This is a genomic window from Bifidobacterium margollesii (assembly GCF_002860355.1).
In the GTDB taxonomy this organism is placed as follows: domain Bacteria; phylum Actinomycetota; class Actinomycetes; order Actinomycetales; family Bifidobacteriaceae; genus Galliscardovia; species Galliscardovia margollesii.
In genome coordinates this window covers 92468-116428 of the sequence record NZ_NMWU01000008.1, presented here as the reverse complement: position 1 = coordinate 116428, position 23961 = coordinate 92468, and the positions used below count along the sequence as shown (strand labels likewise).

Below are 23961 nucleotides of genomic sequence, written 5' to 3'. Positions count from 1 at the left end.
GGACACCGACCGTGCGAACGTGGTCGCCGCCTGCCCCGCGCCCGTGGAGCAGGAGCACGGCGTGCTCACGCAGATGATCGGCATGGTGGTCGCATGAGCGTGCTCGCCCCGCCCTCCAGGCCGCCGCGCATGGAACCCGTGCTGCTCCCGCTGCTGCGCGAACGCTTCGGCGATGCGAGGTTCGGCACGATCCGCGACCGGGGCAATCCCCGGCTCGAATGCGTGATCGTGGCCGAACCGCAGCAGCGGGCCACGCCCGTCAGCCAGTACGTGCGGCTGAGTGTCAGCGTGTGGGCGCGCCGCGACGACGGGACCGGCGACATCGACGCCGCCCAGCGGCTCGCCGCCGACATCGAACTGTTCCTGACCGGCCTGTGGCCGCCCGCCCCGATCGTCTCCATTAGGCACGAATCCGGGCCCGTCCGCATGGGCGACGGGGACGGCACGCTGTGCGCGTACCTCGTCCTGCTCCTGACCGTCTCCACCGTCCCCGCCCAGTGAACCCGCAAACCCAACCAACAGGAAGGCAATGAATCATGGCCGATACCAGCTACATCACCAGCGGCAACAACGCCCAACTGGTCAAACTCATCAAGGACTACGCGCTGTTCCTCTGGCGTCTCGACGACCCGTCCCGCCCCGATATGCCCGACTCCGAGAACTGGACCCCGCCGCAGGGAGCCCGCCCGGTGGGCTACAACAGCGAGGACGGCGCCGTGCTCCACCCCGAACCCGGCGACGAGACCGAGATCAAGGCCCACAACGGCGACATCGTCGTCAGCGAGCAGGACCCCGGCTACTGGACCCTGCAGATCCCCGGCATCGAATGCCGGCAGAGCATCGCCGAGGCCTACTTCGGCGTCAAGGCCGACGACGACGGCTCGTTCCACGTCAGGGACGCGGCCGCGAACGTCGAATACATGGCCGTGCTCGCCTGCCTCGACCAGTACGGCAACCCCATCGTCCTGCCCATCGGCCGATGCAAGGTCTCCGACCGCGACGACATGACCCTCGTGAGCACCGAAGCCGTCACCTTCAACGTGACCCTGCGCATGTTCAAGGCGGCCGACGGCTACATGTTCCACGTGTACGGGCTCCTCGCCGCCGAACGGGCCGGACTGGCCACCGCCATCCAATCCCTGACCGCCACGCCCGCCACGCTGAGCGTCCAGACCGGCAGGACCGGCACGTTCACCGTCACCGCCACGCCCGCCAGCGCCGCCGGCTGGACCTTCGCCGCATCCAGCGGCGACGAGACGAAGGCCACCGTCGCCGTCAACGGCAGCACCGTCACCGTCACCGGCAAGACCGCCACCGAAAACGGCAAGCCCGTGAACGTCACCGTCACCGCCGGCGGCAAGAGCGTCGCCGTGCCCGTCACCGTCACCGCACCGGCCGGAGCCTGACGCCCCTCCCAGCCATGCGCGAACGGCGGCCGGCGCACGGCACGGAACCCCGACCCCAACGGCCGCCCCCGCCCTCAAAGGAGCCTTTCATGAGCGACAAGCCCATCATCATCGAACCCGACATCGACCAGACCCGCGAGGACCTGCCCGACGTGACCCTCAGCCTCAAGGGCCTCGACACCACCGTCACCCTCCCGAACCTCAACAGCGCCGACCTGCCCATCGAACTGGTCAACGTGGTCCTCATCATCAAAAGCAAGGTCGCCCTGAGCGAAGAGGACACCTTCCACGCCACCGCCGTGTTCCTCGCCTACCTCGAACAGATGCAGCCGAACCTCTGGAACCGCCTGCGCCGCGCAGGCAACCCACTCGGATGGATCAGCGCCATCATGCGCGGCTGGGCCGAAGGCAGCGGCCTCGACCCAAAACAGCTGTCCTCCTCACCCTCCACCAGAACCACCACGGCGCACTAGCCGCCGACTGGCTCAACCGATACCACCTCATCTGGAAACCCATAGGCCTGCCCGCATGGCTCAACGCACCCCACGACGCGAAACCACGCGGCAACATCGGCATCGGCCTCGCATGGGAACTCACCCGCGAGATCCTGCGCGACCACACCTCCAGCAGCTTCGCCGCCCTCGCCGGCTGGTCCTACACGCCCACCGGCAGCGAGATCGCCATGTGGGACCGCATGGACATGGAAAAACGCCTCCGCCGACACGGCTGGCGGCCATGGAAGAACCAGCCCGACCCGCTGCGCGCCAAACCCATGGAGGATCCACGCGTCCGGGCCGAACGCCTCCGACGACGCCGACTGCTCAGGGAGCGCTTCCACATCACCGAATAGCCCACGCCGGAAGGAGACGACCACATGGCACAGGACATCGGCACCGTCTACGTCGAGGTCGCCCCCTCCGGCAAGGGCTTCGGCAGGAAACTCGAAGGAGACCTCGGCGCCAGCATCGACACCGCAGCCAAGACCGGCGGCACCAGCCTGCTCGACCGACTCGGCACCGCGTTCAAGGGCGTCGGCAAACTCGGCCTCGGAGCCGTCACCACCGTCACCGGAGGCCTCGTCGCCCTCGCCGCCAAAGGCGGATTCGACCGCGCCCTGAACATCGAGAACGCCCAGGCCAAACTCAAGGGCCTCGGCCACGACTCCAAAAGCATCAGCGGCATCATGGACAGCGCCCTCGCATCCGTCAAGGGCACCGCGTTCGGCCTCGGCGACGCCGCAACCGTCGCCGCGTCCCTGAGCGCATCCGGCGTCAAAAGCGGCACCCAGATGACCAACGTCCTCAAAACCGTCGCCGACACCGCCCAGATCTCCGGCCGCAGCCTCACCGACATCGGCACCATCTTCGGGTCCGTCGCCGCCCGCGGCAAACTCCAGGGCGACGACATGCTCCAACTCATGGCCAGCGGCGTCCCCGTCCTCCAACTCCTCGCCCAACACCTCGGCAAGACCAGCGCCGAAGTCTCCGACATGGTCTCCAACGGACAGATCGACTTCCAGACCTTCGCCGACGCCATGCAGCAGGGCCTCGGAGGCGCCGCCCAGGCAGCCGGCACCACCTTCACCGGCGCATTGTCGAACGTCAAGGCCGCGCTGAGCCGCATGGGCGAAACCATCGCCGCACCCGTGCTCAACGGCCTACGCGAACTGTTCAACCAGGCCATCCCCCTCATCGACGGATTCACCGCCGCAACCAAACCCGCCATGCAGAAGATCGGCGGCACCATCGGAGCCCTCCTGCCCGGCATCATCGCCACGATCAGATCATTCATCCCCGTGATCGGCCAAGTCATCTCCAGCATCACCTCCATCGCCGGCGCGGTCCTACCACTCATCGCCACCCTCGCCAGCCAACTCGCCCCCGTGATCACGCAGATCGCCGCCATCATCGGCCAGCTCATGGCAGCGCTCGCCCCCGTGATCGCCCAGCTGGTGGCGTCCCTGCTGCCGGTGATCACGAACATCGTCATCGCGGTCACGAACCTCGCCAACGCGGTGCTGCCCATCGTCATGAGCGTGATCGGCACCGTCCTGTCGCTGATTCAGGCCCTGATGCCGGTCCTCACCATGATCGTCACGGTGATCGCGTCCGTCTCGTCCGCCGTGATGAGCGCCGTGGGTCTGATCTCGGGCATCGTGATCAACAGCGTCGCCATGGTCGCCTCGGTCGTCGCGACGGTCGTCGCCGTGGTCACGGGACTGGCGTCCGCCATTGCGAGCGTGTTCGGCGCGATCGCCAGCACCGTAGGGTCGGCGGTCTCCTCGATCGTGTCCGTCGTGTCGTCGGGGTTCTCGACGGTGGCGGGCGCGATCTCCGGGGCGGTCAACGCCGCGGCGAGCGTGGTCAGCGGATTCTTCGCCACCGTGGCGAGCGTGTTCAACCGGATCTCGAGCGTGATCTCCAACGCGATCCACAGCGCGGCTTCGGCTCTGGCCTCCGGATTCTCCGGCATGGTCTCCTCCGCCGTGAGCGGCGTGGGAGGCGTCATCAGCGCGGTCAGCTCCCTGCCCGGACGGATCATGGGATTCTTCGCCGGGGCGGGCAGCTGGCTCGTCGAATCGGGCCGCAGCATGATCCAGGGCCTCGTGGACGGCATCACCGGCGCGATCGGCGGCGCCGTGAGCGCGGTGAGCGGCGCGCTGGGCAGCATCCGCAACCTGTTCCCGTTCAGCCCCGCCAAACAGGGACCGTTCTCCGGCCGCGGCTGGACGCTCTACTCCGGACGGTCGATCATCGACGGGCTGGCCGAGGGCATCGGCGACCGGCGCGGGGACCTCGTGGCCGGCGTGCGCTCCACGCTGGACGCCGCCAACGCGGAGATCATGCGCGGCATGCGCTCCGACGGCTCATGGCCAGGCCTGTCGGTCAACGCGAACGGCGTGCTCTCCGGCATGACGACGGCGTCATCAGGCGTCAACGATCGTTTCCGGCAGGACATCACCATCAACGGGGCGACCGACGCGCAGCTCGTCGCCGCCAAGGTCATGGCGCAGACCCGCATGGCATTGAACACGGGAGGCTACCGATGAGGGTCGTCATCACGTCAGACGTGGACGTACTCGAGCTCGACGACGGATACACCAAGCGGCGTGACGTGCCTTGGCTGCTCAAGGACGGGATCGACGGATGGTACAACACGCCCGGCCTGAAGTCGGACGTGGTGGACCGGCCCAACGGTGACGGAGCGTACCGGCCGAACTTCCTGTGGCAGTCCAAGCGGGTCGTCACGATCGACGGCGCGGTCGTACCCCGGTCGTCCGCGTCGGAGATCGGGTTCCATGATCGGATCAACGATCTCGTGGGCCGTCATCTGACCCTTCAGGTGCATGACTCGTCCGGCGTCCGGCAGGCGCAATGCCATGTGCAGGACGACACGTCGATCATCGTGCGCGCGGACTCGTATGTCATGAGGTTCACGATCATCCTGTGCTGCCCCGACCCGTTGCGCTACTCGCCGCCCGTCGTCTACCATGCGGCGGGCGGTTCCGTCCGGGTGGAGAACGCAGGCAACATGCCCACGTGGCCGTCCATCCACGTCACCGGCCCCGCATCGTCCCTCACGCTCGGCCTGAACGGCCGGAAGCTGACATGGAACGGGACCGCGCCGGACGGCGTGGACATCGACACGAGGGACATGATCGCCAGCGTCGGCACGCTCGGCTCGGAGGACGGGTTCATGATCCCGCCCGGACAAAGCACGGCCACCGCGTCCGGCACGTACAGGGGCGTGGCATTGAGCGTGCGCAGCGCATGGAGGTGAGACCGTGGAACCAATACAGCTCAAGGCGTTCAACGGGCTGACCGGCGCATACATCGGACGGGTGCCGTATTCGTCCCTGTCCGGCCAGGACTCCATCAGCGACGAAGGCTCGATGAGCGCGACCCTGCCGGACTGCCGCCAGCTGAGGCTCATCCCCAGCCTCGACCCGTACCTGCGCGCCTACGGCACGATCTACGCGGCCACGTCCGGCGACCGCATCCTGCACGCCGGGTATCTCACCCGGCATGCGATGAACGACAATCGCGACGCGCTCACCTTGGACATCGGCGGCGGGTTCACGATCCTCACGAAACGCAAGGTGCTGAACCGGAGGCTGAAGACCCTGTGGCGTGACGGCGAGGTCAGAATAGACGACGACAAGCACATCCCCGACGGGTGGCGGCTCACCGCACGCGGCACCTACCGCGACCTGATCCGCGCGCTCATCGAAGAAACCCTCGCATGGGGGCCGCTGCCGTTCGAACTGCCCCCGATCCAGGGCGGCGCCGACCATGAGCGCGACTGGGACGGCTGGGACTTCCCCGGCACGTGGGACGAGATCAGCGACATCGCCGACCTCGACGACGGGCCGGAGATCCGCGCCGACCCCATCATCGAGAACGATGCGATCCGGTTCCGCCTCAACGTGGGGGAGCCCGAGATCGTCGACCATGAGTGGCGGTGGAACACGCTGACACCCGGAACCGGCGTGACGCTCGCCGCGACCGACTGCGACGGAAGCGTGCTCACCTCGCAGCATTTCATGGTCGGCGGCAAGCACGCCGACAAGACCCTCGTCGCCATGGCGCAGGGGTCGGCGCTCGCGTCGGACGGATGGCCTCTGCTCCAGACCAGCGACGCCTCGCACTCCTCGATCACCGTGCTCAGGACATTGCAATCCTACGCGAGGGCGGCGATCCTCACCGGCGACACCGACCAGACCACGCACGGCCTGAACGTGGACATCTCACGGGACGTGCATGTCGGGGACCACGCCGTCGTGCGCGTGAGCGAAACGAACCCGGACGACCGGCAGAGGGACGTGCTGCTGCCGGAGAAGGTCGGACTGAAGATCACGGACGTGAAATGGGACGCCGGCAAGCAGTTCCAGACCCTACAGGCACGACCATTGGAGGCGTGATGCCCAAGTATCTTCCCGGCACGATCGACAACGAGAGCGTGATCCGACGCCGCCAGCAACGGGCCGAACGACGCATCCAGGCCGCGAACGCGAACGAGGGCACCCGCCCGTTCCAGGCGGTGGACAGGATCAGGCAGAACACGTCGGACCTGCGGAATCTGGTGAACGCCGCGTTGAACGTGGTGGCCCGCGACGTGGAGGCGAAGGGCCGGGGTGTCGGCCAGTCGAAGGCTTGGACCCAGTTGTGCGCGGTTGACGTGCCGGTTCCAGCGGGCCGTTCGGTCGGCGTGTTCCAGTGCACGGGCGTGGCGTCGCTCGTCGCGTCGTCCGTGTCGGTGGACGTCGGCTATCGGCTGCGGATCACGGTCGCAGGCCGGGTGATCGCCGTGTCGGATTCGGCGCGCGAGAACGTGGAGTCGGACGTGTGGGAGGCGTTGGCGTCGGGCGTGGTGAACCTCACCGGCCTGTCGGGCACGGTGGGCGTGGTGGTGCAGGCGTGGGCCGACGACAGGGCGGACTGGCCGGACGACGAGGCCGATTCGGCGTCGCTGGCGGTGCAGGCCGCGTTCCCCGCCGTCGCCAACAGTACGAATGAGACGAACGAGGATGCGATGAGCGAGGAGGATGTCTGATGGCCGTCTATGGGAAAAGGGTTCGCCGGCTGGATCGGTGGCTGGTGCGGGGCGACTCGAACCAGCTGGGCGGCCGATGGCGGAAACTCAACGTCCCCACGAATGAGATAACGCCGGTTGACCTGTCCGAATGGTCGGGCGTGGCGGAACTGTGGTCGCCGGACGGCGCCGAACGATGGTGGCATGGGACTTGCGGCGTCATGTCGGACGACGGTCACGCCGTGTGCTCGATCCCCCCGGCCGCGTTCGCGGGCGCCGAGTGGCAGTCGCGCCGCCACGGCACATGGAAGGTGACCGTGACCAGTCCGGACAAGGCGACCGTGCGCACGATCGGCTGGGGATACTGGACCCTCACCGGCTGACGGAACCATCACATCCCTCATTGACTCGCATTCCGGCCGCAGTGCCGGGGGAAGGAAGCATCATGATCATCGACGAACTGGCCGACCTCGTGGAAAGCGTGGACCCCGGCCCCCGGGGAGCCAAGGGCGAGAAGGGGGATCGGGGGCTGCCCGGCGTGAACGCGGTGCCCGCCGATCGGGCCGTGGGCGAATACCTTGCGGCGCAGGACACGAAGAGCCATGCCGCGCTCCACGCGCTCGACGGGTCGAAGGGCCCCGTCCTCGCCTACGACACCGTGGCCGACCTGCTGGCAAGCGGCTTGGAATCCGGGTCATTGGCGGTGACGAAGGGGTATCACGCGGCCGGCGACGGCGGCGCCGGCCTCTACCGGATCATGGACGCGAAGCCCTCCGGCCGCTGGTGGGCGGAGACCATGAAGTCCGGGCGGGTGGCCGTGCTCGACCCGCTGGATCAGGGCTTCAACCTGATCTGGACCGGCAGAACCAGCGTGAACGAGATGGTCGCCGCCTACGCGGACGTGTTCGGCGCGGACGTGCGGCCGGGACGCATCTGGCTTCCCGCGCCCAACGAACTCAACCCCGCGTCCATCACCCTGAAGAAGGACGATCCCACGGACCCGGACGGCGACGGCAACGTCACCGAGGCGATCTACTGGCACGTCACCGACACGATCGTGTTCGACAACCGCCTGAACTTCCACACGGTGGACATCACGGGCGGCCTGTGCGCGGACGACACCGTGGGCAGCGTCATCAGGATCGGCCCCGAGAACAACACGAACGTGACCTACGCGAAACCAGAGGACATCAACTTCCACCTGCATCTGATCCGAGGCACCGGCGCTAAGAAGCCGGACGGCACGATCGGGCATCCCGCGTGCGGCGTGGAGGTCGTCGGCGGCACGCGCATCATGTTCCACGGACAATTGGACCTCGACTTCGTGGCAGTGGGCGTGATCGTCGGCGGGCTGAACCAGTTCGCCATGGGCGCGGAACCCGTGTTCGACTACCTGTCGATCGGCAACGTGTACGAGTGCGGCATCCGCGTGACCAGCGGGCCGAGGATCACCGACGCGGCCGGCAAACCCGACCCGGACAGGGAGACCCTGCGCGCCAACACCCTGACACGGCTCCTCGCAGACCGCATCTACATCCAGGCATGCCATTGGACGATGTCGCAGAGCATGCCGATCATCGACCTGTCCGGCCACGTGGACACCATCAACATACACAGCCTCGTCGCCCAACGGCACACGGGCGAACCCATCGCATGGCTCATCTACTCGCACGACCTGTTGCAGATGGTCAAGGACGCGCACATCGGCACCCTCCACGTGGACAGGAGCACATGGCAGGGAGGCACGCTCCTGTGCCTCCAGTACACGGGCCTGAGGATCGACCAGTGCTACATCGGCATCGACTCGCGAGCCAATGACGCGAGTCTGATGAACGTGGAGCTGCGGGTCATGGACCCGTCCAGCTGGATCGACATCGGACGCCTGACCGGCAACCTCACCAAGCTCGCATGGCCGAACACCGTGCCCGGCATGATCTCCTACAGCTACGGCACGGATCTGACCGGTTTCGACGCGTCGAACACGCCGAACCACGTGCGCGTCAACGGCGTGAACCTCAACGGCCCGATGGCGCTGCCCGGTCTGATCGGCCTGTATCAGGGCGACAAGATCGTCGTCACCATGCCCGACAAGACCATGCGATACGCCGGCGTCGACAAACTCAACTGACAGTCGAAAGGAGCGTCGCATGAGCAGTCCGACCGAACAGACCAAGGAGGCCCGAAGATGACCGAGACGATGCCGGCATGGGCGTCGGTGCTCACCATGCTCATCGGCAGCGGCGCGGGCGGCACGATCGTCGCATGGGCGCTGCGCCGGATCGACCGCCGGGACATGACCATCACCCGCGACGATCTGGACGCGGCGCTGGCCTCCTCCAGCACGATCCGCGACCTGCAGGCCAAGCTCGACCGGGACTTCGAACGCTTGGACGAATCCGAGCGGGACCGCAAGGCCCTGCGCCGCGACGTGCTGCGGCTCGAACTGTTCTCGCACACCAGGTCCCGCGCCCAGCACGAACGCCAGCTCGAGGCCGGCAAGGAGTACGTGGACCTCGGCGGCAACGGGTACGGGCACGCCCGGTACGAGGCCCTCAAGCACGACTACGTGCGCAGGGAGACCCAGTGCGACTGGACGTACCAGCAGTAGAAAGGAGCAAGACATGGTACAGGCGCTATGGCGCGGCAGTCCGAACCACTATGCGGGCCGCCGCGGCTATCGGGTGACGCACATCACCCTTCACATCATGTGCGGATGGCTGTGGGGCACCGACAGCTGCTTCACGCAGGCCAGCTTCCGGGCGGCCAGCCACTACGGGGTAGGAGGCGACGGCACGATCCTGCAGTGGGTGAGCGAGGCCGACGGCAGCTGGGCCGACGCGAACGCGGCCAGCGACTGCTCCGGCGTGACCATCGAGCACGAGGGCGGGCTCGCGCACATCCCCGTCACCGACAGGGAGATCGAGGCCAGCGCCCAACTGTGCGCGGACATCGCGAAACGCTACGGCTGGTCGAGACTCTGGCACGACGAGACCGGAGGCCGACGCGGCAACGTGTGGCTGCACCGCGAGGTGCCCGGCACCGACCACGCCGACTGTCCCGATCTCGCCCCGAACGGCCTGCCCGTCAGGAAGGTCATCGACCGTGCCAACCGGATTCTGACAGGCGCCACCAACACCACCGAACACAAGGAGGACAGCATGCAGGCGATCATCCAACCAAACGGCGAAAGCCGCCTCGTCTACTTCGACGGCACGAAATGCCACAACCTCACCCACCCCGACCAGGTCAAGGCCCTGCAGCAGGTCGCCAAGGCCGGCGGATTCAGCCTGCCGACCATCAAGCTCGGCACCCGGACCGCACCGTTCTACACGCGACTGCTGCAGGCGCTCAAATAGCAAAGGAGAAGCCATATGACGGATATCGACACCACCGATCCCGGCATCGACGCGGCCGCGTCCGCGAACCTCACCGACACCGGTCCGACCGAACCGAAGACCGAAGGCACGCCGGTGGACACCACCGACACGCTCGGCCTCGAACCCCTCACCGACACCGAGATCCGGGACATCCTCGCCGACCTGACCGGAGACCGGGAGCGCGTGCAGGACATCTGGTACAAGGGCCAGCGGGTGATCCGCACCACGGCTCAGGCCGCGGTCGGCTTCATCGTCGCCGCCCCGGTGGTCACCCAGATCATCGACGCGATCGGCCTCGATCCCACCACGCACATGGGAGGATGGCTCGCCGCCATAGGCGCCGGCACCACCGCGCTGGCCGCCGTGCTCAGCCGCATCATGACCATCCCGGCCGTCAACCGGTGGCTCGTGACCCTCGGCATGGGCAGCGTTCCCCGCAACGCCGCCTGACGAAAAACGCCCCCGACCCACACCGCAGTCGTGCGGCAGGGTCGGGGGCGTTTTCGTCGTTTCCGGGCAGGGGTGTGCATCGCGCATCTCGGCGCCGGTGAGAGACCTTGACGCCACCGACATGCCGGCCGCATCATGACGTTTCGGACTCCTTGCGCCAAAAGCTGACCTCTGCTTATGCTGAGAGGCATCCGAGCCAAGGAGCGGGATTGGTCAGCATCACCAAATATGACACGGCAGAGGGGATCCGGTATCGCATCAATTACCGGAAGCCGAACGGTCGCTTGACCGCCAAACGCGGATTCCTCCGAAAGCGGGACGCCGAGGAATGGGCCGCCGAACACATCACCAGAGCCAAGGCCCTCGGGACCTACGTCGACCCGCAGGCCGGCCTGAAACGGATCGGCGAGATCTACGAGGAATGGCTGGCCGTCAAAAAATCACTCTGGAAGGAATCCCAGAGGGAAAGCATCGAAGCCTCGTGGAGGACCCACTGCCAGGCTTATTGGGAGAACCGGCACGTCGGCGATGTGACCCATGCCGAGATCCAGCAATGGGTCAGCCGGCTCGCGGCCCAACGGAGCGCCAGTGTCACGATCCGAGCCTGCGGCATCATGCGCGCGATTATGGACAAGGCCGTCCGCGACCGACTCATCGCGTCCAACCCATGCCAAGGCGTGGAACTTCCACGGAAGCCCAAACGCAAGGGGAGGCACATCTATCTCACCATCCCCGAACTGATCTCTCTCGCCGACGAATGCGGCAAAGCCCAGCAGATGGGGCGGGAACGGCGCGCGCTTGTCCCGACATTGGGATTCTGCGGCATTCGATGGGGCGAGGCCGCTGCTCTGAGGATCTGCGATGTGGACTTGTCCCGCGGATGCCTGAACATTGCCCGAAGCATCGTCCAGGTCAAGGGGAAACCCGTGGAGGGGACTCCCAAATCCTACGAATGTCGGCAGGTGCCGATGCCGGGGATCGTCTCCGAGGCATTGGGAGGGATCATAAGGGGGCGGGCCGATCAGGACGAACGGGTCTTCTCCGATCCGAACGGTGGGCCGATCCGTCCTCAATCCGCCAGCACGGCCAAGGGGAATCGGACATGGTGGCCATCGGCCCTGCGTCGGCTCGGATGGAGGGAGACCCAATGGCCCTCGCCTCATGATCTGCGTCACACCGCGGCGAGCATCGCGGTCAGTGCGGGGGCCAACGTCAAGGCGCTGCAGAGGATGCTGGGCCATGCATCCGCCACCATGACGCTCGACGTGTATGCGGATCTGTTCGACAGCGACCTTTTGGATGTGGCCCGCATGATCGATGCGGCCGTGCAGGTTCAGGTGCCCGAAGAAAAACGTTGTCAGAATGTTGTCACGCGGAAGGAAATCAGCGCCAAAACATCCTGAAATCGTTGAGATTCCAAGGAAAACCGAAAGTGGGCAATAAGGGACTCGAACCCCTGACATCCACCGTGTAAAGGTGGCGCTCTAACCAACTGAGCTAATTGCCCGATAAAACTCAAACATCATACCATGAGACCGCGTTCGGTCAAGACGGGTCGTGTGCAAGTCTCGTGGTTTTTGCCGTCCCGCGTCGGGAATCTGCCGCATTTGACCGAACGATCGCGTAAGGTGACTGTGTAGTTATCGGATTGGGGCCTTCGGCGGCCAAGGAGGTTGGTTCTATGGCACAGCAGCCCGTTTCTGAACGTACCGGTGCATCGCTTGCCCGCGCCGGCAAGCGCAAGCTGGGGTATGACGTGGCTCAGGTCGATTCGTTCCTCGAACGGGCGCATCATCTGTATGAGGACGACGAACCGAAGATGACCCAGGAGGATATTCAGAACGTTTCCTTCGCCGTGGAGAAGAACGGATACGTCATCGCTCAGGTGGATGCGGCGCTGAATCGTCTGGAGAAGGCTGTGGTCGACAAGCAGACCCAGTGGGACGTGAGCTCCTACGGACGTGTGGCGTGGAGGGCCGATACCGAACGGCTGGCGCATAGCCTGTATTCGCGTGCCGAACGGCCGGCGAGGGAACGCTTCTCGGACGGGCTGGAGAAGCGGCCATCGTATGACCGCAAACAGGTCGATCGTCTGATCGATCAGCTGGTGGGAAAGATCAAAAGGGACTTGGGGGAGTCCGGTGACGCGCCCAGTGAGGCGCAGCGCAAGGCCGATGCGGAGCTGGGATCCACCAGAGTTTCGAACATCATCTTCACGCAGCGTACCGGCAGGAAGGGCTACTCCGAACGGCAGGTGGACGCCTATCTCAACCGTGCCGTGCAGGTGCTTTCCCGCTTGGAATCGTTCGCGCGGCTTGAAGGGCCGTTGTCACAGGTCACATCGCAGGGCGATGAAGTCGATGGGACCGGTGCCGAGACGGCCGTTGCCGACGCGAAGTCGGCAGGATTCACTTCGGCGGATTCGGCGGATTCTCCGGCGGTTGCGGTTCCGACCATGCCGATGAATACGCAGAACTTCGGGGATTCGCCGGCTGCCTCGGTTCCGCCGGCTCCGACGGCTCCGATCACGCCGGTGGAACGCATCCATGACGCGAGCCAGCCTCAGGTCGATGCCTTCGCGGACGGTGAGATGGCTCCCGCGGCGATTCCGCCAGCGGCCCGACGCCGCACCGTCTCCTCGCAGCACGACAGGTCCTTCTACGATCTACGCAAGGCGGAAAGCGAGATCTTCAACAATGCCGCTCCCACCGCAACGGTTGCCGGACCGGCCGCCAAGGTGAGCGGATCCCTGGAGGGACTGGTCAACGCATCAGCGGATTCCGCCGCCGCTCCCGCTGTTTCCGACGATCACGACAGTCGGACCGTGAACCTCGCCGAACCGACCGTCGACCTCAGCGCTGCTCGCACGCACACGCCGGTGGTCCGCGCCCCGGCTCCCGCAGTGGAGCCTCACGTCACGCCGGTCGCCGCGCCAGAGTCTGTGGAGCCTCACGTCGCGCCGGTCGTTGACCGTGGGATCCCGACTGGTGATGGCGGGTCCCCGACCGAGAATGATGGTGGCCCCGCGAAGGGATCGGTGTTCGACGCCAAGGATGAGGCGGACGACTACTTCGCCGCACTGCTCGACACGAGTTCGATGCCGGCTGTGGATTTCCACATTCCGAATCTCACCTTCCCCTCGGTGGACGACGACCTTGATGATCATGACAGAAACGGCAAGCAGGCATGAGCGGCATGAATGATGCAGTGGCTATGAACAATGGCGGCGAAGCGGCATGGCGGCGCACGGTCGTCATCCTTGGATCAACCGGTTCCATCGGTACGCAGGGTCTGGACGTGATCGCCCGGCATCCGGAACGGTTCGACGTGATCGGTCTTGCGGCGGGTGGAGCCCACGTCGAGCTTCTGGCTCGGCAGGCCGTACGGTTCCATGTCCGCAGGGTCGCCGTCTTCCATGAGGAGGCGGCCGAACCTCTGCGTAGGGCTCTTGACGAGGCCAGGGCTCTTGACGAGGCCGGCGCGAAGGGCGTGGGCGTGTCCTGCGGTGCTCAGGCCATCGATGACATGGCCGCCATGGGAGCCGACGTGGTGCTCAATGGCATCACCGGTTCCATCGGCCTGGAGCCGTCCATCGCCGCGCTCCGATCCGGGGCGCAGCTGGCTTTGGCCAACAAGGAGTCCGTGGTGGCGGGAGGCCACCTGCTGTTCGACGCCCAGGTGCGGCCCGGCCAGATCAATCCGGTCGATTCCGAGCATTCCGCCATATGGCAGTCGCTGCGATCCGGAACCCATGGCGAAGTGGCGAAACTGGTGGTCACCGCATCGGGAGGACCGTTCCGCGGCCGAACCAGAGACGAGCTGGTGCAGGTCACTCCCGAACAGGCGCTCAACCACCCCACCTGGAATATGGGTCCGGTGGTGACCATCAATTCGTCCACGCTGATGAACAAGGGGCTTGAGGTCATCGAGGCCAGCCGTCTGTTCGACATCGAACCGGGTCGCATCGCCGTGACCGTGCACCCCCAGTCCATCGTGCATTCCATGGTCGAGTTCCGTGACGGAGCCACCATCGCGCAGGCGTCACCGCCCGACATGCGGCTGCCGATCGCCCTCGGCCTTTCCGCTCCGGACAGACTGGCGAACGTGGCCGTGCCGTGTGACTGGACGAAGGCCTCCGAATGGACGTTCGAGCCGCTGGACAACGAAGCGTTTCCCGCAGTGCAGTTGGCTCGGCACTGTCTCGCCGCATCAGAGAAGCACACGGCGGTGCTCAACGCCGCCAACGAGCAGGCCGTGCATGCCTTCCTGAATCGTCGTCTGCCGTATCTGGGCATCGTCGATACCGTGAAGGCCGTGCTGGATGAGATGGATGCCGATTTCCGCTCATCCCCGCTGTTCGAGTCCGTGGAGGAAATGAATCAAGTCGAACGAACCGCCCGCCGTCTGGCCGACGATCTGATAGACAACAACCGTGACTGAAGTGACCGAAACCGTGACTGATCAGACCAATATCCCCATGCATGCGTCCTCCGATACGCCGAACGGAACAGCGGAGGAGACCCGGAGCCAGCCTCAAGGCCATGACGGCGGCGGAGCCTTCCGCAAGACGGGGCAGGCGGCAATCAGCGAGTCGCCCCTGCATCCACGTCGCAAGTCGCGCCGCATCATGGTCGGACCGGTGCCGGTCGGTGGGGGTGCGCCGATTTCGGTGCAGTCCATGACCAACACCCTCACCGCCGATGTGGGCGCCACACTACGTCAGATCGGCGAATTGGCGCAGGCCGGCTGCGACATCGTCCGCGTGGCCGTGCCGAGTCAGGACGATGCCGATGCGTTGCCCCGGATCGTGGCCAAATCCCCGCTGCCGGTGATCGCCGACATCCACTTCCAAAGCAAGTATGTGTTCCAGGCGATCGACGCCGGCTGCGCGGCGGTGCGTGTGAATCCCGGCAACATCCGCAAATTCGACGAGGTGGGGCCGTCCATCTGCAAGGCGGCCACCGACGCGGGCATCTCGCTGCGCATCGGCGTCAACGCCGGATCCCTCGACAAGCAGCTGTACGCCAAATACGGCGGTCCCACGCCCGAGGCGCTGGTCGCTTCGGCGCTCAAGGAAGCCCGTATGTTCGAGGATGTCGGCTTCCATGACTTCAAGATCTCGGTGAAGCACCACGATGTGATCACGATGGTGCAGACCTACCGTCTGCTCGCGTCGAAGGGCGACTGGCCACTGCACCTCGGTGTCACCGAGGCCGGCCCGGCATGGCAGGGAACGATCAAATCGTGTCTGGCGTTCGGTGCGCTGCTGGCCGAAGGCATCGGCGACACGATCCGCGTTTCGCTTTCCGCGCCTCCCGTCGAAGAGGTGAAGGTGGGATGCAAGCTGCTTGAATACATGGGATTGCGCCCCCGTAAGTTCGACATCATTTCGTGCCCGAGCTGCGGCCGTGCTCAGGTGGATGTGATCCAGCTCGCATCCGCGGTGACCGAAGGCCTCAAGGATGTGACCGCACCCATCCGCGTGGCCGTGATGGGGTGCATCGTCAACGGTCCGGGCGAGGCCCGCGAAGCCGATCTGGGCGTGGCCTCGGGCAACGGCAAGGGACAGATCTTCATCAAGGGCAAGGTGATCGAAACCGTCCCCGAGGACAGGATCGTCGACACTCTGCTGAACAAGGCGATGGAGATCGCCGACCAGATGAAGGACGACGCCGAGCGCAACGGCACGTCGTTGGAAGGCACGTCCCCCGTCGTCGTGCCGATCCAGTCGCTAGGCAATCATCGGCGGTGACGGTCCGCTGAATGCCGGGTCTCGTCGTCGCCGTCGTGATACGGCCGTGATATAGAATGGCCTGCGTGTCGAAGCGCAGGAAACGAAACGGGTTCGAGCAGCCACGATGGAGCTGGTCCAAACGGCTGCTCGTCAGTCTGCCGATTTTCCTGATCCTCATGGGCATCCTCACGTCGGTGTCCCACGCCACCACCGTCGAATGGCACAACGATCCGATCGACCAGACGGTGAACACACTGGCGGCCGACACGTCGGTCACCTATGAGAATCCATCCGGTCTGCGACTGCCGAAGCGCGGCACCTATCAGGTGCGGACATCCGACGTCTGGATCGATCTCAAGCGTCCCTCCACCGGCGAGATCCAGCGCGCCCATGTGCTGATCCGGTCGCCGAAAGGCGTGTCCGCCAAGCGTGACCTTCCCGCGGCGGTATTCATGCACGGGGCCGGCTACGGTACCGCGGACAACTCCTTCGGCGACGTGGCCGCCGATCTGAGCTCGGCGGGCTTCGTCACCGCCACCGTCGACAAGCCGGTATGGTCCACCAGCGACATCGACCGCGACTATGCCGGGTCGGCGCACGCATACGGGCAGGTGGTGGACTATCTGCGGTCACTGCCGTCCGTGAATCCCGACAAGGTCGGACTGTATGCCACATCCGAAAGCACCTGGATCTCGCCGTATCTGGTGCGGGACGACGGTCGTATCGCCTTTCAGGTGCTGCTGTCTCCCATGGTGTTCTCTCCGCGGCACGCACTTGGTTTCTTCGTGGCGCAGGATTTCGCGATCGTCGGCGCCAACCCCGGATACCAGTCGATTGTACGACGGGTGTTCAGTGCCGACGCCGCCCTATTCGGGTTGACCAATCTCGACTTCGATCCGATGGTGGCCGAAGGATACGCGATCCCGACGTTCGTGGCGTATGGATCCAAGGACGTGATGACCGCGCAGGTGGATGGCGTCCGGCAGATCGAAACGATGGCCCATCGGACCGGCAACTGGGATGTGACCATACGGAACTATCCGGTGGCGAACCATGTGCTCAGGCTCGGCGACGAAGCCGAGGAGGGCACTCCGCTGGCCGACCGGTACGAGGACGACTTCGTGAACTGGGCCGTAGGCAAGGTCCGCGGCCTGGAACCGGATGGCGCGTCGATAGCCGGATCGTCGATCATCCAGTCGATCGGCGTGCCCACCTATCTCACCGCGCATCCGAAGATGACCGTCTACGGGGTGATCATCCATGTCGCGGCCGTCGTCATGCTGGTGGTCTCATGGCTGTTCGCCCTTGTTGCGCTGGTCCGCAAGATCTGGTTCATGACGCATGGCGGCGGCCGAGCCATCGGCCTCTCGCAGGGATTCCAAAGTGTGCTCGTCATGATCTGCCTCACCACGCAGGCCATGCTGGCCCTGTTTTTCGCCGGCGTTGGTCAGATCATCTGGCGCATGGTGAAGCTGATCTGGGGGGCCGCACCCGAACCGCCTGGCATGATCTACTGGAGCTGGTACGCACTGCAGGTGTTCTGCGCTGTGGTCGTGTGGGCATGGTCACGCGTCTTCGGACAGATTCTGGAAGCCGCTTCGCTCAGAGGACTGCTTCGCACCCCCGAGGAGTGGCGTGCCGACATTCAGGCATGGAGACTCACCGGCAAACCGGTGATTCGCATTCGAGGTGCGGAAACGGGCCCGGTCCTTTCTTCGACGCGCTTCGGCGTGGTGATGTTCGTGGTCACCACGTTGGCGATGTTCTGCCTGCTGCTGGTATTCGCCTTCTGGGGTCTGTTTGTCTACTGACGGTGGCAGGAGGTCGATTTCGCTCCGCCGGCACGAATCGGGGAAAGGAAACGGAGGAAAGGAGGCGGCGACGGTATGCCGCTGTATCGTGACGAAGGATTGGTGCTGCGCATGACGAAGCTGGGCGAAGCCGACGGCATCGTGACGGTGCTGACAAGCGGTCATGGCAAGGTGCGTGCCGTGGCCAAAGGCGTGCGCCGGATCAAATCCCGGTTCGGCGGTCGCCTGGAACCGTTCATGAGGGTCGATCTGCTGATCGCAACCGGGCGCAGTCTCGACGTGATCTCGCAGGCGGCCACCGTCAGCGCCTACGCCGATCCGCTCATCGCCGACTATGATCGGTATCTTGCCGCCAATGTGATCGGGGAGACCGCGGACAAACTGTTCTCAACGTTGGACGAACCTTCCGTGCCGCAGTATCGGCTGGTGGTCGGCGCGATCTCGGCTTTGGCGCGACACCTGCACGATGTTCGCGACGTGACCGATTCCTATCTGCTGCGCTCGCTGGCGTTGGCCGGATGGCGGCCGCGTCTCGAATCCTGCGTGGTGTGCGGCAGACCGGCCACAGGAGAAGACGAACGGTGGTTCCTCTCCGTTCCAGCCGGCGGCGTGATGTGCGAAGGCGATCACACCCCCGAATCCAGAGGGATCGATATGAGCCGCATCATCCGTCTGCGATCGCTGCTGTCGGGGGATTGGCGGGCATTGGAGGATCCGACAGCGGGAGCGGCAACCGACCGCGCGGTCATCGTCGATCGACTGATCGAGGAATGGGCGGAATACTATCTGGAACGGCCGATTCGTTCCGCACGCCTGTTAGATTAGCGGTATGGCTTTTGAACATGTGGACTACCGGTCGCTGGATATTCCCGCCGCACCGTTTTCGGACCCCTCCCGCATTCCCGATTTCCCCAAAGGCAAGGTGCCCCGCCATGTCGGTGTGATCATGGACGGCAATGGCCGTTGGGCCCAGCAGCGGGGACTGATCCGTACCGAAGGGCATCAGGCGGCCGAACCGGTGGTGTTCGACACCATCGCCGGTGCCATCGAGGCCGGTGTGCGGTATCTGAGTCTGTATACGTTCTCCACCGAAAACTGGAAGCGCTCACCGCAGGAGGTGCGGTTTCTGATGGGCTTCAGTCGCGAGATCATCCATCGCCGGGTGGCGCAGATGGATGATTGGGGTGTGCGCGTGCGATGGTCCGGCAGGCGGCCGAAGCTGTGGAAGTCGGTGATCGACGAGCTTGAGGTGGCGATGGAACGGACGAAGCACAACAGGACCATCGATGTGGTGTTCTGCATCAACTACGGTGGCCGGGCCGAGATCGCCGACGCCTGTGCGGCCATCGCCCGCGAGGTACGTGACGGGCGGATCAGCGGGGATCGTGTGACCGAGAAGATGATCTCCCAGCACCTGTATAACCCTGACATTCCCGACTGCGATCTGGTGATCCGCACGTCCGGGGAGCAGCGGACCAGTAATTTCCTGCCGTGGGAGGCGGCCTATGCGGAGCTTGATTTCGTTCCCGAGCTGTTCCCCGATTGCGGCCGCGAGGTCCTGTGGCGTTCCATCGACCACTACATTCACCGCGATCGTCGGTTCGGTGGTGTGAAGCGCTGAATCGCTGCGCCAGAATCGCCGCCGATGACGGAGAATCATCGGTTTAGCGGCGATGGTTCTCCGACATGCCTACTGTTATGGTTCCGAGTTGCACAGTTGTCGCAACTGTTGTACTGTTCTATATGACAGCACAACAGTACTGGTGCTGTTGAACAACAAGGAAAGGGGCAGGGAATGAGGCTGATCATCTCTTCCGTGTCCGGTGAACCCATCTACGAGCAGATCAAGACGCAGATCCGTTCGGCGGTGCTCTCCGGCGAGCTGGAAGCGGGCGAGGCATTGCCGTCGCTGCGCAAGCTCGCCAAGGAGCTTCGCGTCTCCGTGCTCACCATCACCAGGGCATACAACGAACTGGCTGATGAGGGCGTGGTGCGCAACGTCCAGGGCAAGGGCACCTTCGTCATGCCGAAAGGCAACGACGTGATGAGGGACCGTCTGGTCGTTCGCGTACGGACCGGCCTTGCGGACGTGGTGAAGGCGGCGAAGGCTGCGGACATTCCGGCTGCCGAACTGCACGCCATGCTTGATGAGGCATACGGCGAAGAGCCATGATCATGCGGATGGGTTGACCTGGAACAACGCGGGCCATTGAATTGGCCGCGCGCTCGTTGCCCGTATTCCGGGCATCGGCGATGACGAAAAAGGAGCGATCATGGTGCTTGATGCGATCAGCGGCACCGAGCCGCTCGCGCTCAGCGTGAACGGCGTCAGCAAGCAATACGATTCCGGATTCCGGCTTGACGACATCACGTTCGACCTGCCCTCCGGGTACATCATGGGACTCATCGGCCCCAACGGAGCGGGCAAATCCACGCTCATCAAACTCATCCTCAACATGGTGCGGCGCGACGCCGGCTCCATCGAGGTGCTCGGATACGACAACATCACGAATGAGGAGCAGGCGAAGGAACGTCTGGGCGTCGTATTCGATTCCAGCTATTTCGTCGACGTATGGACCATCCGCAAAGTGGAGCAGTCGGTCAGGGGACTGTACTCCACATGGAATCATCGTCTGTTCGATGGATACCTGCGGCGGTTCGGCCTCGACCGGAGGAAGAAGGTCAAGGAGCTTTCGCGCGGCATGCTGATGAAGCTCATGCTCGCCGTGGCGCTCAGCCACGACGCCAGGCTGCTCATCCTCGACGAGCCGACCAGCGGCCTCGACGTGCTGGCCCGGGACGAACTCATGGACATCCTCCACGAATACATCGAGGATGGCGAACACACCGTGCTGTTCAGCACGCACATCACCTCCGATCTGGAGAACGCCGCCGACTTCATCACCTACATCACCCGCGGGCGGCTGTACTTCACCGGACCGAAGGACGAGTTCCTCGACGCGTTCCGCGTGGTCAAGGGCGGGCTGGGCGACCTTGACGAGACCATACGGGCCCGCGCAGTGGGCATCCACCGATACGAAACCGGATTCGACGCGCTACTGCGCGTGGAGGATACCCGTGACCTGAACGGGGCAGGGCAGGCGCGACTGCTGGTGGAACCGGCCAGCATCGACGAGATCATCCGACTGACGAATGCAAGGAACGGCCGTACTGGAAACGGCAACGCAGTGAAGGGGGTCGCACGATGAATGCGATGGTGAAATCCATGCGTGTGGACTGGGCTCGCATGACCAGCGTGGGGTATGGCATGGTCGTCGGCTATGTACTGTCGATGCCGATACTGATGGTGGTGCTGACGCTCGTCATAGGCGGCGATGCCGCCACTGCGGGGATCCTCTGGCTGTACAAGTACCTCGCCGCTCTGAACCTGATGATGTACGTGAGCTTCATGACCTTCCCCTCCGTGTATCAGGATATGGGCAACAATGCGGATATGAACGGGCTGATGCCGGTGTCCCGCCGCAATCAGGTGCTGGGTCGGTACGTGTATCTGCTGATCTTCGGCGTGATCTTCATCCTGACCGAGGCCCTCACCTATCCGCTGGCCTTCGCCGTCGCCGGTCAGCTGGGATCCATGGGTGCCCTGCCATGGGGGACGTTGGCCGCACTGCTGTTCGCATACGTGGTGCTCGCCGCCATCGTGCTCGTGCTCGTCTATCGATTCAAGGCGCAGACGCTCCTGTACGTCGTGGTCTTCGCCGGTTCCGGACTGATGCTTTGCGGATTCGTTCTTGCGGCGCGGTTCTCCGATCAGGTCCAGACGATTCTGGGCTGGCTCGGTTCCCATGTGTTCTCCTCCGTCTGGCTCACCGGTGTGCTTGGCGTGGTCATCGCCGCGGTCGTGCTGGCGGGCTCGTATCTGCTTTCGGTGAGACTGTACGAGCGCAAGGAGATGTAGGCTCGTGCCATGCGAAAGGCCGGTGAGCTCCCGTCGTGGGCACTCACCGGCCTTTTCGTTCTTTTGCCCGCCCTTCGTCGTCCGGGGGAACGTCGACTATTCCAGTCCGATGGACTTCAGATGATGCGTGGTCAGGGCGCTGACCGTAAGGTCGCCGGATTCGGCGGAGAGCCTGATCGCGCGCGTGCCTCCGTCCGCGTAGCTGTAGGAGCTGAGCACCTGATGGCCGTCGTTCACGTAGACCTCCACGGAACCGCGGTCCACGAACACCCGCAGCTTCAGCTCGTCGGCCTCGCGTTCGGCCTGATCGAGCGGCGCCATGCGATAGCCACGGTCGCCGTACCTGTTGGTCTGACGGTCCACGACCACACCGCCGATCTGGTTGTCGTATGCCACATACGTGTAGGAGTCGTCCTCGGTGGCGTGGACCTTCAGCCCCGCACGCTCGGCGGTGGTGTGCTTCAGGTCGATGGTCAGCTCGATCTCGACGGCCTCGGCATCGTCCATCACCGTGTGGTCGGTGCCGGACCTGACCTCAAGGGCGCCGACTTCCGTGGAATCCTCGCGCAGACCGGTCATCTCGGCCGCCGGAGCGGTGTATACGTCACCGTCGTCGCCGAGGAACACCTCGCGCGGCAGCGTCAGCTGGCCGCACCAGCCGTCGGCCTGCATCGGGATCGGATCGACGAACGGGCTGTACCAGCCGTACATGATCTGCCGGCCGTCGGCGTTGTCGGCCGTATCTCCGGGCACGGTGTTGAACGACTGCGGCGCGTAGAAGTTGTGGCCGCAGTCCCACAGGCGGAAGTCGGTCTCCGGCTTGAACTCGCCGCCCGGCTCCCATGTGCCGATCATGTACCCGGCGTTGTTGACGTTGCGGTTCATGAATCCGCTCGGCTTGGACCCCATGGCGGAGAATCCGATGACCCATTTCTCGGTGCCGTTCTTGTCGGTGACGGGGAAGAAGTCGGGGCATTCGAGCATGAACACGTCCGGGTCCGGATGTTCGAAGAGCACGGTCTTGAACGTCCACTCGACCATGTCCTCGGAGGTGTACAGCCACATCTGGCCGCGCTTTTCGGCGGAGGAGACGCCGAAGGTCATGTACCATACGCCGTTGGTCTTCCACACCTTCGGGTCGCGGAAGTGCGAGTTCACCTTCTCGCGCGGGCAGTCGACGACGACGCCCTTCTTGTCGACCGCGTTCAGGGTGTCGTCGGTCGGTTCGGCGAGCATCTGCACCTGCCATTCGCCGTCGGAGCCGTCCACACCGTTGGCCCAGCGGTGGCCGGTGTAGTAGAACCGCACCTTGCCATCGTCGTCGATCACCGCGGAACCGGAGAACACGCCGTCCTTCTCCTCTTCAAGGCTGGGAGCGAAGGTGATGGGCTCGCGCCGCCAGGTGATCATGTCGTCGCTGGAGACGTGGCCCCAGTGGCAGGAACCCCACTGGGTGCCGTAGGGGTGCAGCTGGTAGTAGACGTGCCAGCGGCCCCGGTAGTAGCACAGGCCGTTGGGGTCGTTGATCCAGCCGCCGTTGGAGGCGATGTGGAACTTCGGGTACCAGCGGTCGTTGCGGGTCGCCGCCAGCCGGGCCGCGCCGGCCTCGGCCCTGGCGAGTTCCTCGGCGTGATTCCTGATGGGGGAGTAGATGGGAGTGAAGTCGCTCATCGTCGGATGATCCTTTCTGATTGGTGTTCGCGTTGGATGGATGGTGTTCGTGTTCGATGGG

24 protein-coding genes and 1 tRNA gene are annotated in these 23961 nt (G+C 64.8%); 23 read left to right on the top strand and 2 right to left on the bottom strand.

What is annotated here, in order from left to right; genetic code table 11:
- The first annotated feature begins 93 nt into the window (after positions 1-93).
- The 14 genes from Uis1B_RS03210 to Uis1B_RS03145 all read left to right on the top strand — a co-directional run bounded on the left by Uis1B_RS03210 (position 94) and on the right by Uis1B_RS03145 (position 12168).
- A complete protein-coding gene (locus Uis1B_RS03210) occupies positions 94-501 on the top strand; it encodes a hypothetical protein (RefSeq protein ID WP_101615503.1) in 408 nt (135 codons plus the stop codon).
- A gap of 35 nt (positions 502-536) precedes the next feature.
- A complete protein-coding gene (locus Uis1B_RS03205; protein WP_207763367.1) occupies positions 537-1406 on the top strand; it encodes a phage tail tube protein in 870 nt (289 codons plus the stop codon).
- Positions 1407-1495: 89 nt separating this feature from the next.
- Positions 1496-1879 (top strand): hypothetical protein, encoded by a 384-nt coding sequence (locus tag Uis1B_RS03200; protein ID WP_101615501.1) that lies wholly within the window; start codon positions 1496-1498, stop codon positions 1877-1879.
- A complete protein-coding gene (locus Uis1B_RS11825) occupies positions 1780-2256 on the top strand; it encodes a hypothetical protein (protein ID WP_133124814.1) in 477 nt (158 codons plus the stop codon). Before Uis1B_RS03200 ends, Uis1B_RS11825 begins: the two co-directional genes overlap by 100 nt.
- A gap of 24 nt (positions 2257-2280) precedes the next feature.
- Complete coding sequence (locus tag Uis1B_RS03190; protein WP_101615497.1) at positions 2281-4455, top strand: tape measure protein; 2175 nt, start codon at positions 2281-2283, stop codon at positions 4453-4455.
- Positions 4452-5186: a hypothetical protein gene (locus Uis1B_RS03185; RefSeq protein WP_101615495.1), complete on the top strand. Its 735-nt coding sequence runs from the start codon at positions 4452-4454 to the stop codon at positions 5184-5186. The genes Uis1B_RS03190 and Uis1B_RS03185 overlap by 4 nt, the downstream gene beginning before the upstream one ends.
- A 4-nt stretch (positions 5187-5190) precedes the next feature.
- Positions 5191-6327 carry a hypothetical protein gene (locus Uis1B_RS03180; protein WP_101615493.1) on the top strand — a complete coding sequence of 379 codons (1137 nt, stop codon included), beginning with the start codon at positions 5191-5193 and terminating at the stop codon, positions 6325-6327.
- Entirely contained in the window at positions 6327-6959 is a 633-nt protein-coding gene (locus Uis1B_RS03175) for a hypothetical protein (protein ID WP_101615491.1), read from the top strand. The genes Uis1B_RS03180 and Uis1B_RS03175 overlap by 1 nt, the downstream gene beginning before the upstream one ends.
- Positions 6959-7321: a hypothetical protein gene (locus Uis1B_RS03170; RefSeq protein ID WP_101615489.1), complete on the top strand. Its 363-nt coding sequence runs from the start codon at positions 6959-6961 to the stop codon at positions 7319-7321. The genes Uis1B_RS03175 and Uis1B_RS03170 overlap by 1 nt, the downstream gene beginning before the upstream one ends.
- 62 nt (positions 7322-7383) lie before the next feature.
- Positions 7384-9066 (top strand): hypothetical protein, encoded by a 1683-nt coding sequence (locus Uis1B_RS03165; protein WP_101615487.1) that lies wholly within the window; start codon positions 7384-7386, stop codon positions 9064-9066.
- 57 nt (positions 9067-9123) lie between these two features.
- Entirely contained in the window at positions 9124-9546 is a 423-nt protein-coding gene (locus Uis1B_RS03160; protein WP_101615485.1) for a hypothetical protein, read from the top strand.
- Positions 9547-9559: 13 nt separating this feature from the next.
- Positions 9560-10294 carry an N-acetylmuramoyl-L-alanine amidase gene (locus Uis1B_RS03155; RefSeq protein ID WP_101615483.1) on the top strand — a complete coding sequence of 245 codons (735 nt, stop codon included), beginning with the start codon at positions 9560-9562 and terminating at the stop codon, positions 10292-10294.
- Positions 10295-10309: 15 nt separating this feature from the next.
- Complete coding sequence (locus Uis1B_RS03150) at positions 10310-10765, top strand: hypothetical protein (protein WP_101615481.1); 456 nt, start codon at positions 10310-10312, stop codon at positions 10763-10765.
- Positions 10766-10974: 209 nt separating this feature from the next.
- A complete protein-coding gene (locus Uis1B_RS03145) occupies positions 10975-12168 on the top strand; it encodes a tyrosine-type recombinase/integrase (RefSeq protein WP_101615480.1) in 1194 nt (397 codons plus the stop codon).
- A 30-nt stretch (positions 12169-12198) separates the two neighbouring features.
- Here the strand turns inward: Uis1B_RS03145 and Uis1B_RS03140 are convergent.
- A tRNA-Val gene (locus Uis1B_RS03140) sits at positions 12199-12272 on the bottom strand.
- A 174-nt stretch (positions 12273-12446) separates the two neighbouring features.
- On the opposite strand from Uis1B_RS03140, the gene Uis1B_RS03135 reads away from it, so the two are divergent.
- The 9 genes from Uis1B_RS03135 to Uis1B_RS03095 all read left to right on the top strand — a co-directional run bounded on the left by Uis1B_RS03135 (position 12447) and on the right by Uis1B_RS03095 (position 22229).
- Positions 12447-13955 (top strand): DivIVA domain-containing protein, encoded by a 1509-nt coding sequence (locus Uis1B_RS03135; RefSeq protein ID WP_101615478.1) that lies wholly within the window; start codon positions 12447-12449, stop codon positions 13953-13955.
- A 23-nt stretch (positions 13956-13978) separates the two neighbouring features.
- Positions 13979-15205, top strand: a complete 1227-nt coding sequence (gene dxr / locus Uis1B_RS03130; RefSeq protein WP_101615476.1) for a 1-deoxy-D-xylulose-5-phosphate reductoisomerase — start codon at positions 13979-13981, stop codon at positions 15203-15205.
- On the top strand, positions 15198-16517 hold the full coding sequence (ispG, locus tag Uis1B_RS03125) for a flavodoxin-dependent (E)-4-hydroxy-3-methylbut-2-enyl-diphosphate synthase (RefSeq protein WP_243390237.1): 1320 nt from the start codon (positions 15198-15200) through the stop codon (positions 16515-16517). The genes dxr and ispG overlap by 8 nt, the downstream gene beginning before the upstream one ends.
- A gap of 56 nt (positions 16518-16573) precedes the next feature.
- Positions 16574-18310 carry an alpha/beta hydrolase family protein gene (locus Uis1B_RS03120; RefSeq protein ID WP_243390236.1) on the top strand — a complete coding sequence of 579 codons (1737 nt, stop codon included), beginning with the start codon at positions 16574-16576 and terminating at the stop codon, positions 18308-18310.
- Between the two features lie 75 nt (positions 18311-18385).
- A complete protein-coding gene (gene recO, locus Uis1B_RS03115; protein WP_101615474.1) occupies positions 18386-19135 on the top strand; it encodes a DNA repair protein RecO in 750 nt (249 codons plus the stop codon).
- 4 nt (positions 19136-19139) lie between these two features.
- On the top strand, positions 19140-19931 hold the full coding sequence (locus Uis1B_RS03110; protein ID WP_101615472.1) for an isoprenyl transferase: 792 nt from the start codon (positions 19140-19142) through the stop codon (positions 19929-19931).
- A 174-nt stretch (positions 19932-20105) separates the two neighbouring features.
- On the top strand, positions 20106-20483 hold the full coding sequence (locus tag Uis1B_RS03105; RefSeq protein ID WP_101615470.1) for a GntR family transcriptional regulator: 378 nt from the start codon (positions 20106-20108) through the stop codon (positions 20481-20483).
- A gap of 100 nt (positions 20484-20583) precedes the next feature.
- Entirely contained in the window at positions 20584-21519 is a 936-nt protein-coding gene (locus Uis1B_RS03100) for an ABC transporter ATP-binding protein (protein WP_101615468.1), read from the top strand.
- Positions 21516-22229, top strand: coding sequence for an ABC-2 transporter permease (locus Uis1B_RS03095; RefSeq protein WP_101615466.1), 714 nt, complete (start codon positions 21516-21518; stop codon positions 22227-22229). Before Uis1B_RS03100 ends, Uis1B_RS03095 begins: the two co-directional genes overlap by 4 nt.
- A gap of 96 nt (positions 22230-22325) precedes the next feature.
- On the opposite strand, the gene Uis1B_RS03090 is transcribed toward Uis1B_RS03095, so the two are convergent.
- The gene (locus Uis1B_RS03090) at positions 22326-23900 is read right to left on the bottom strand and encodes a glycoside hydrolase family 32 protein (RefSeq protein WP_101615464.1); all 1575 of its coding nucleotides are present in this window, start codon (positions 23898-23900) and stop codon (positions 22326-22328) included.
- Positions 23901-23961 lie beyond the last annotated feature (61 nt).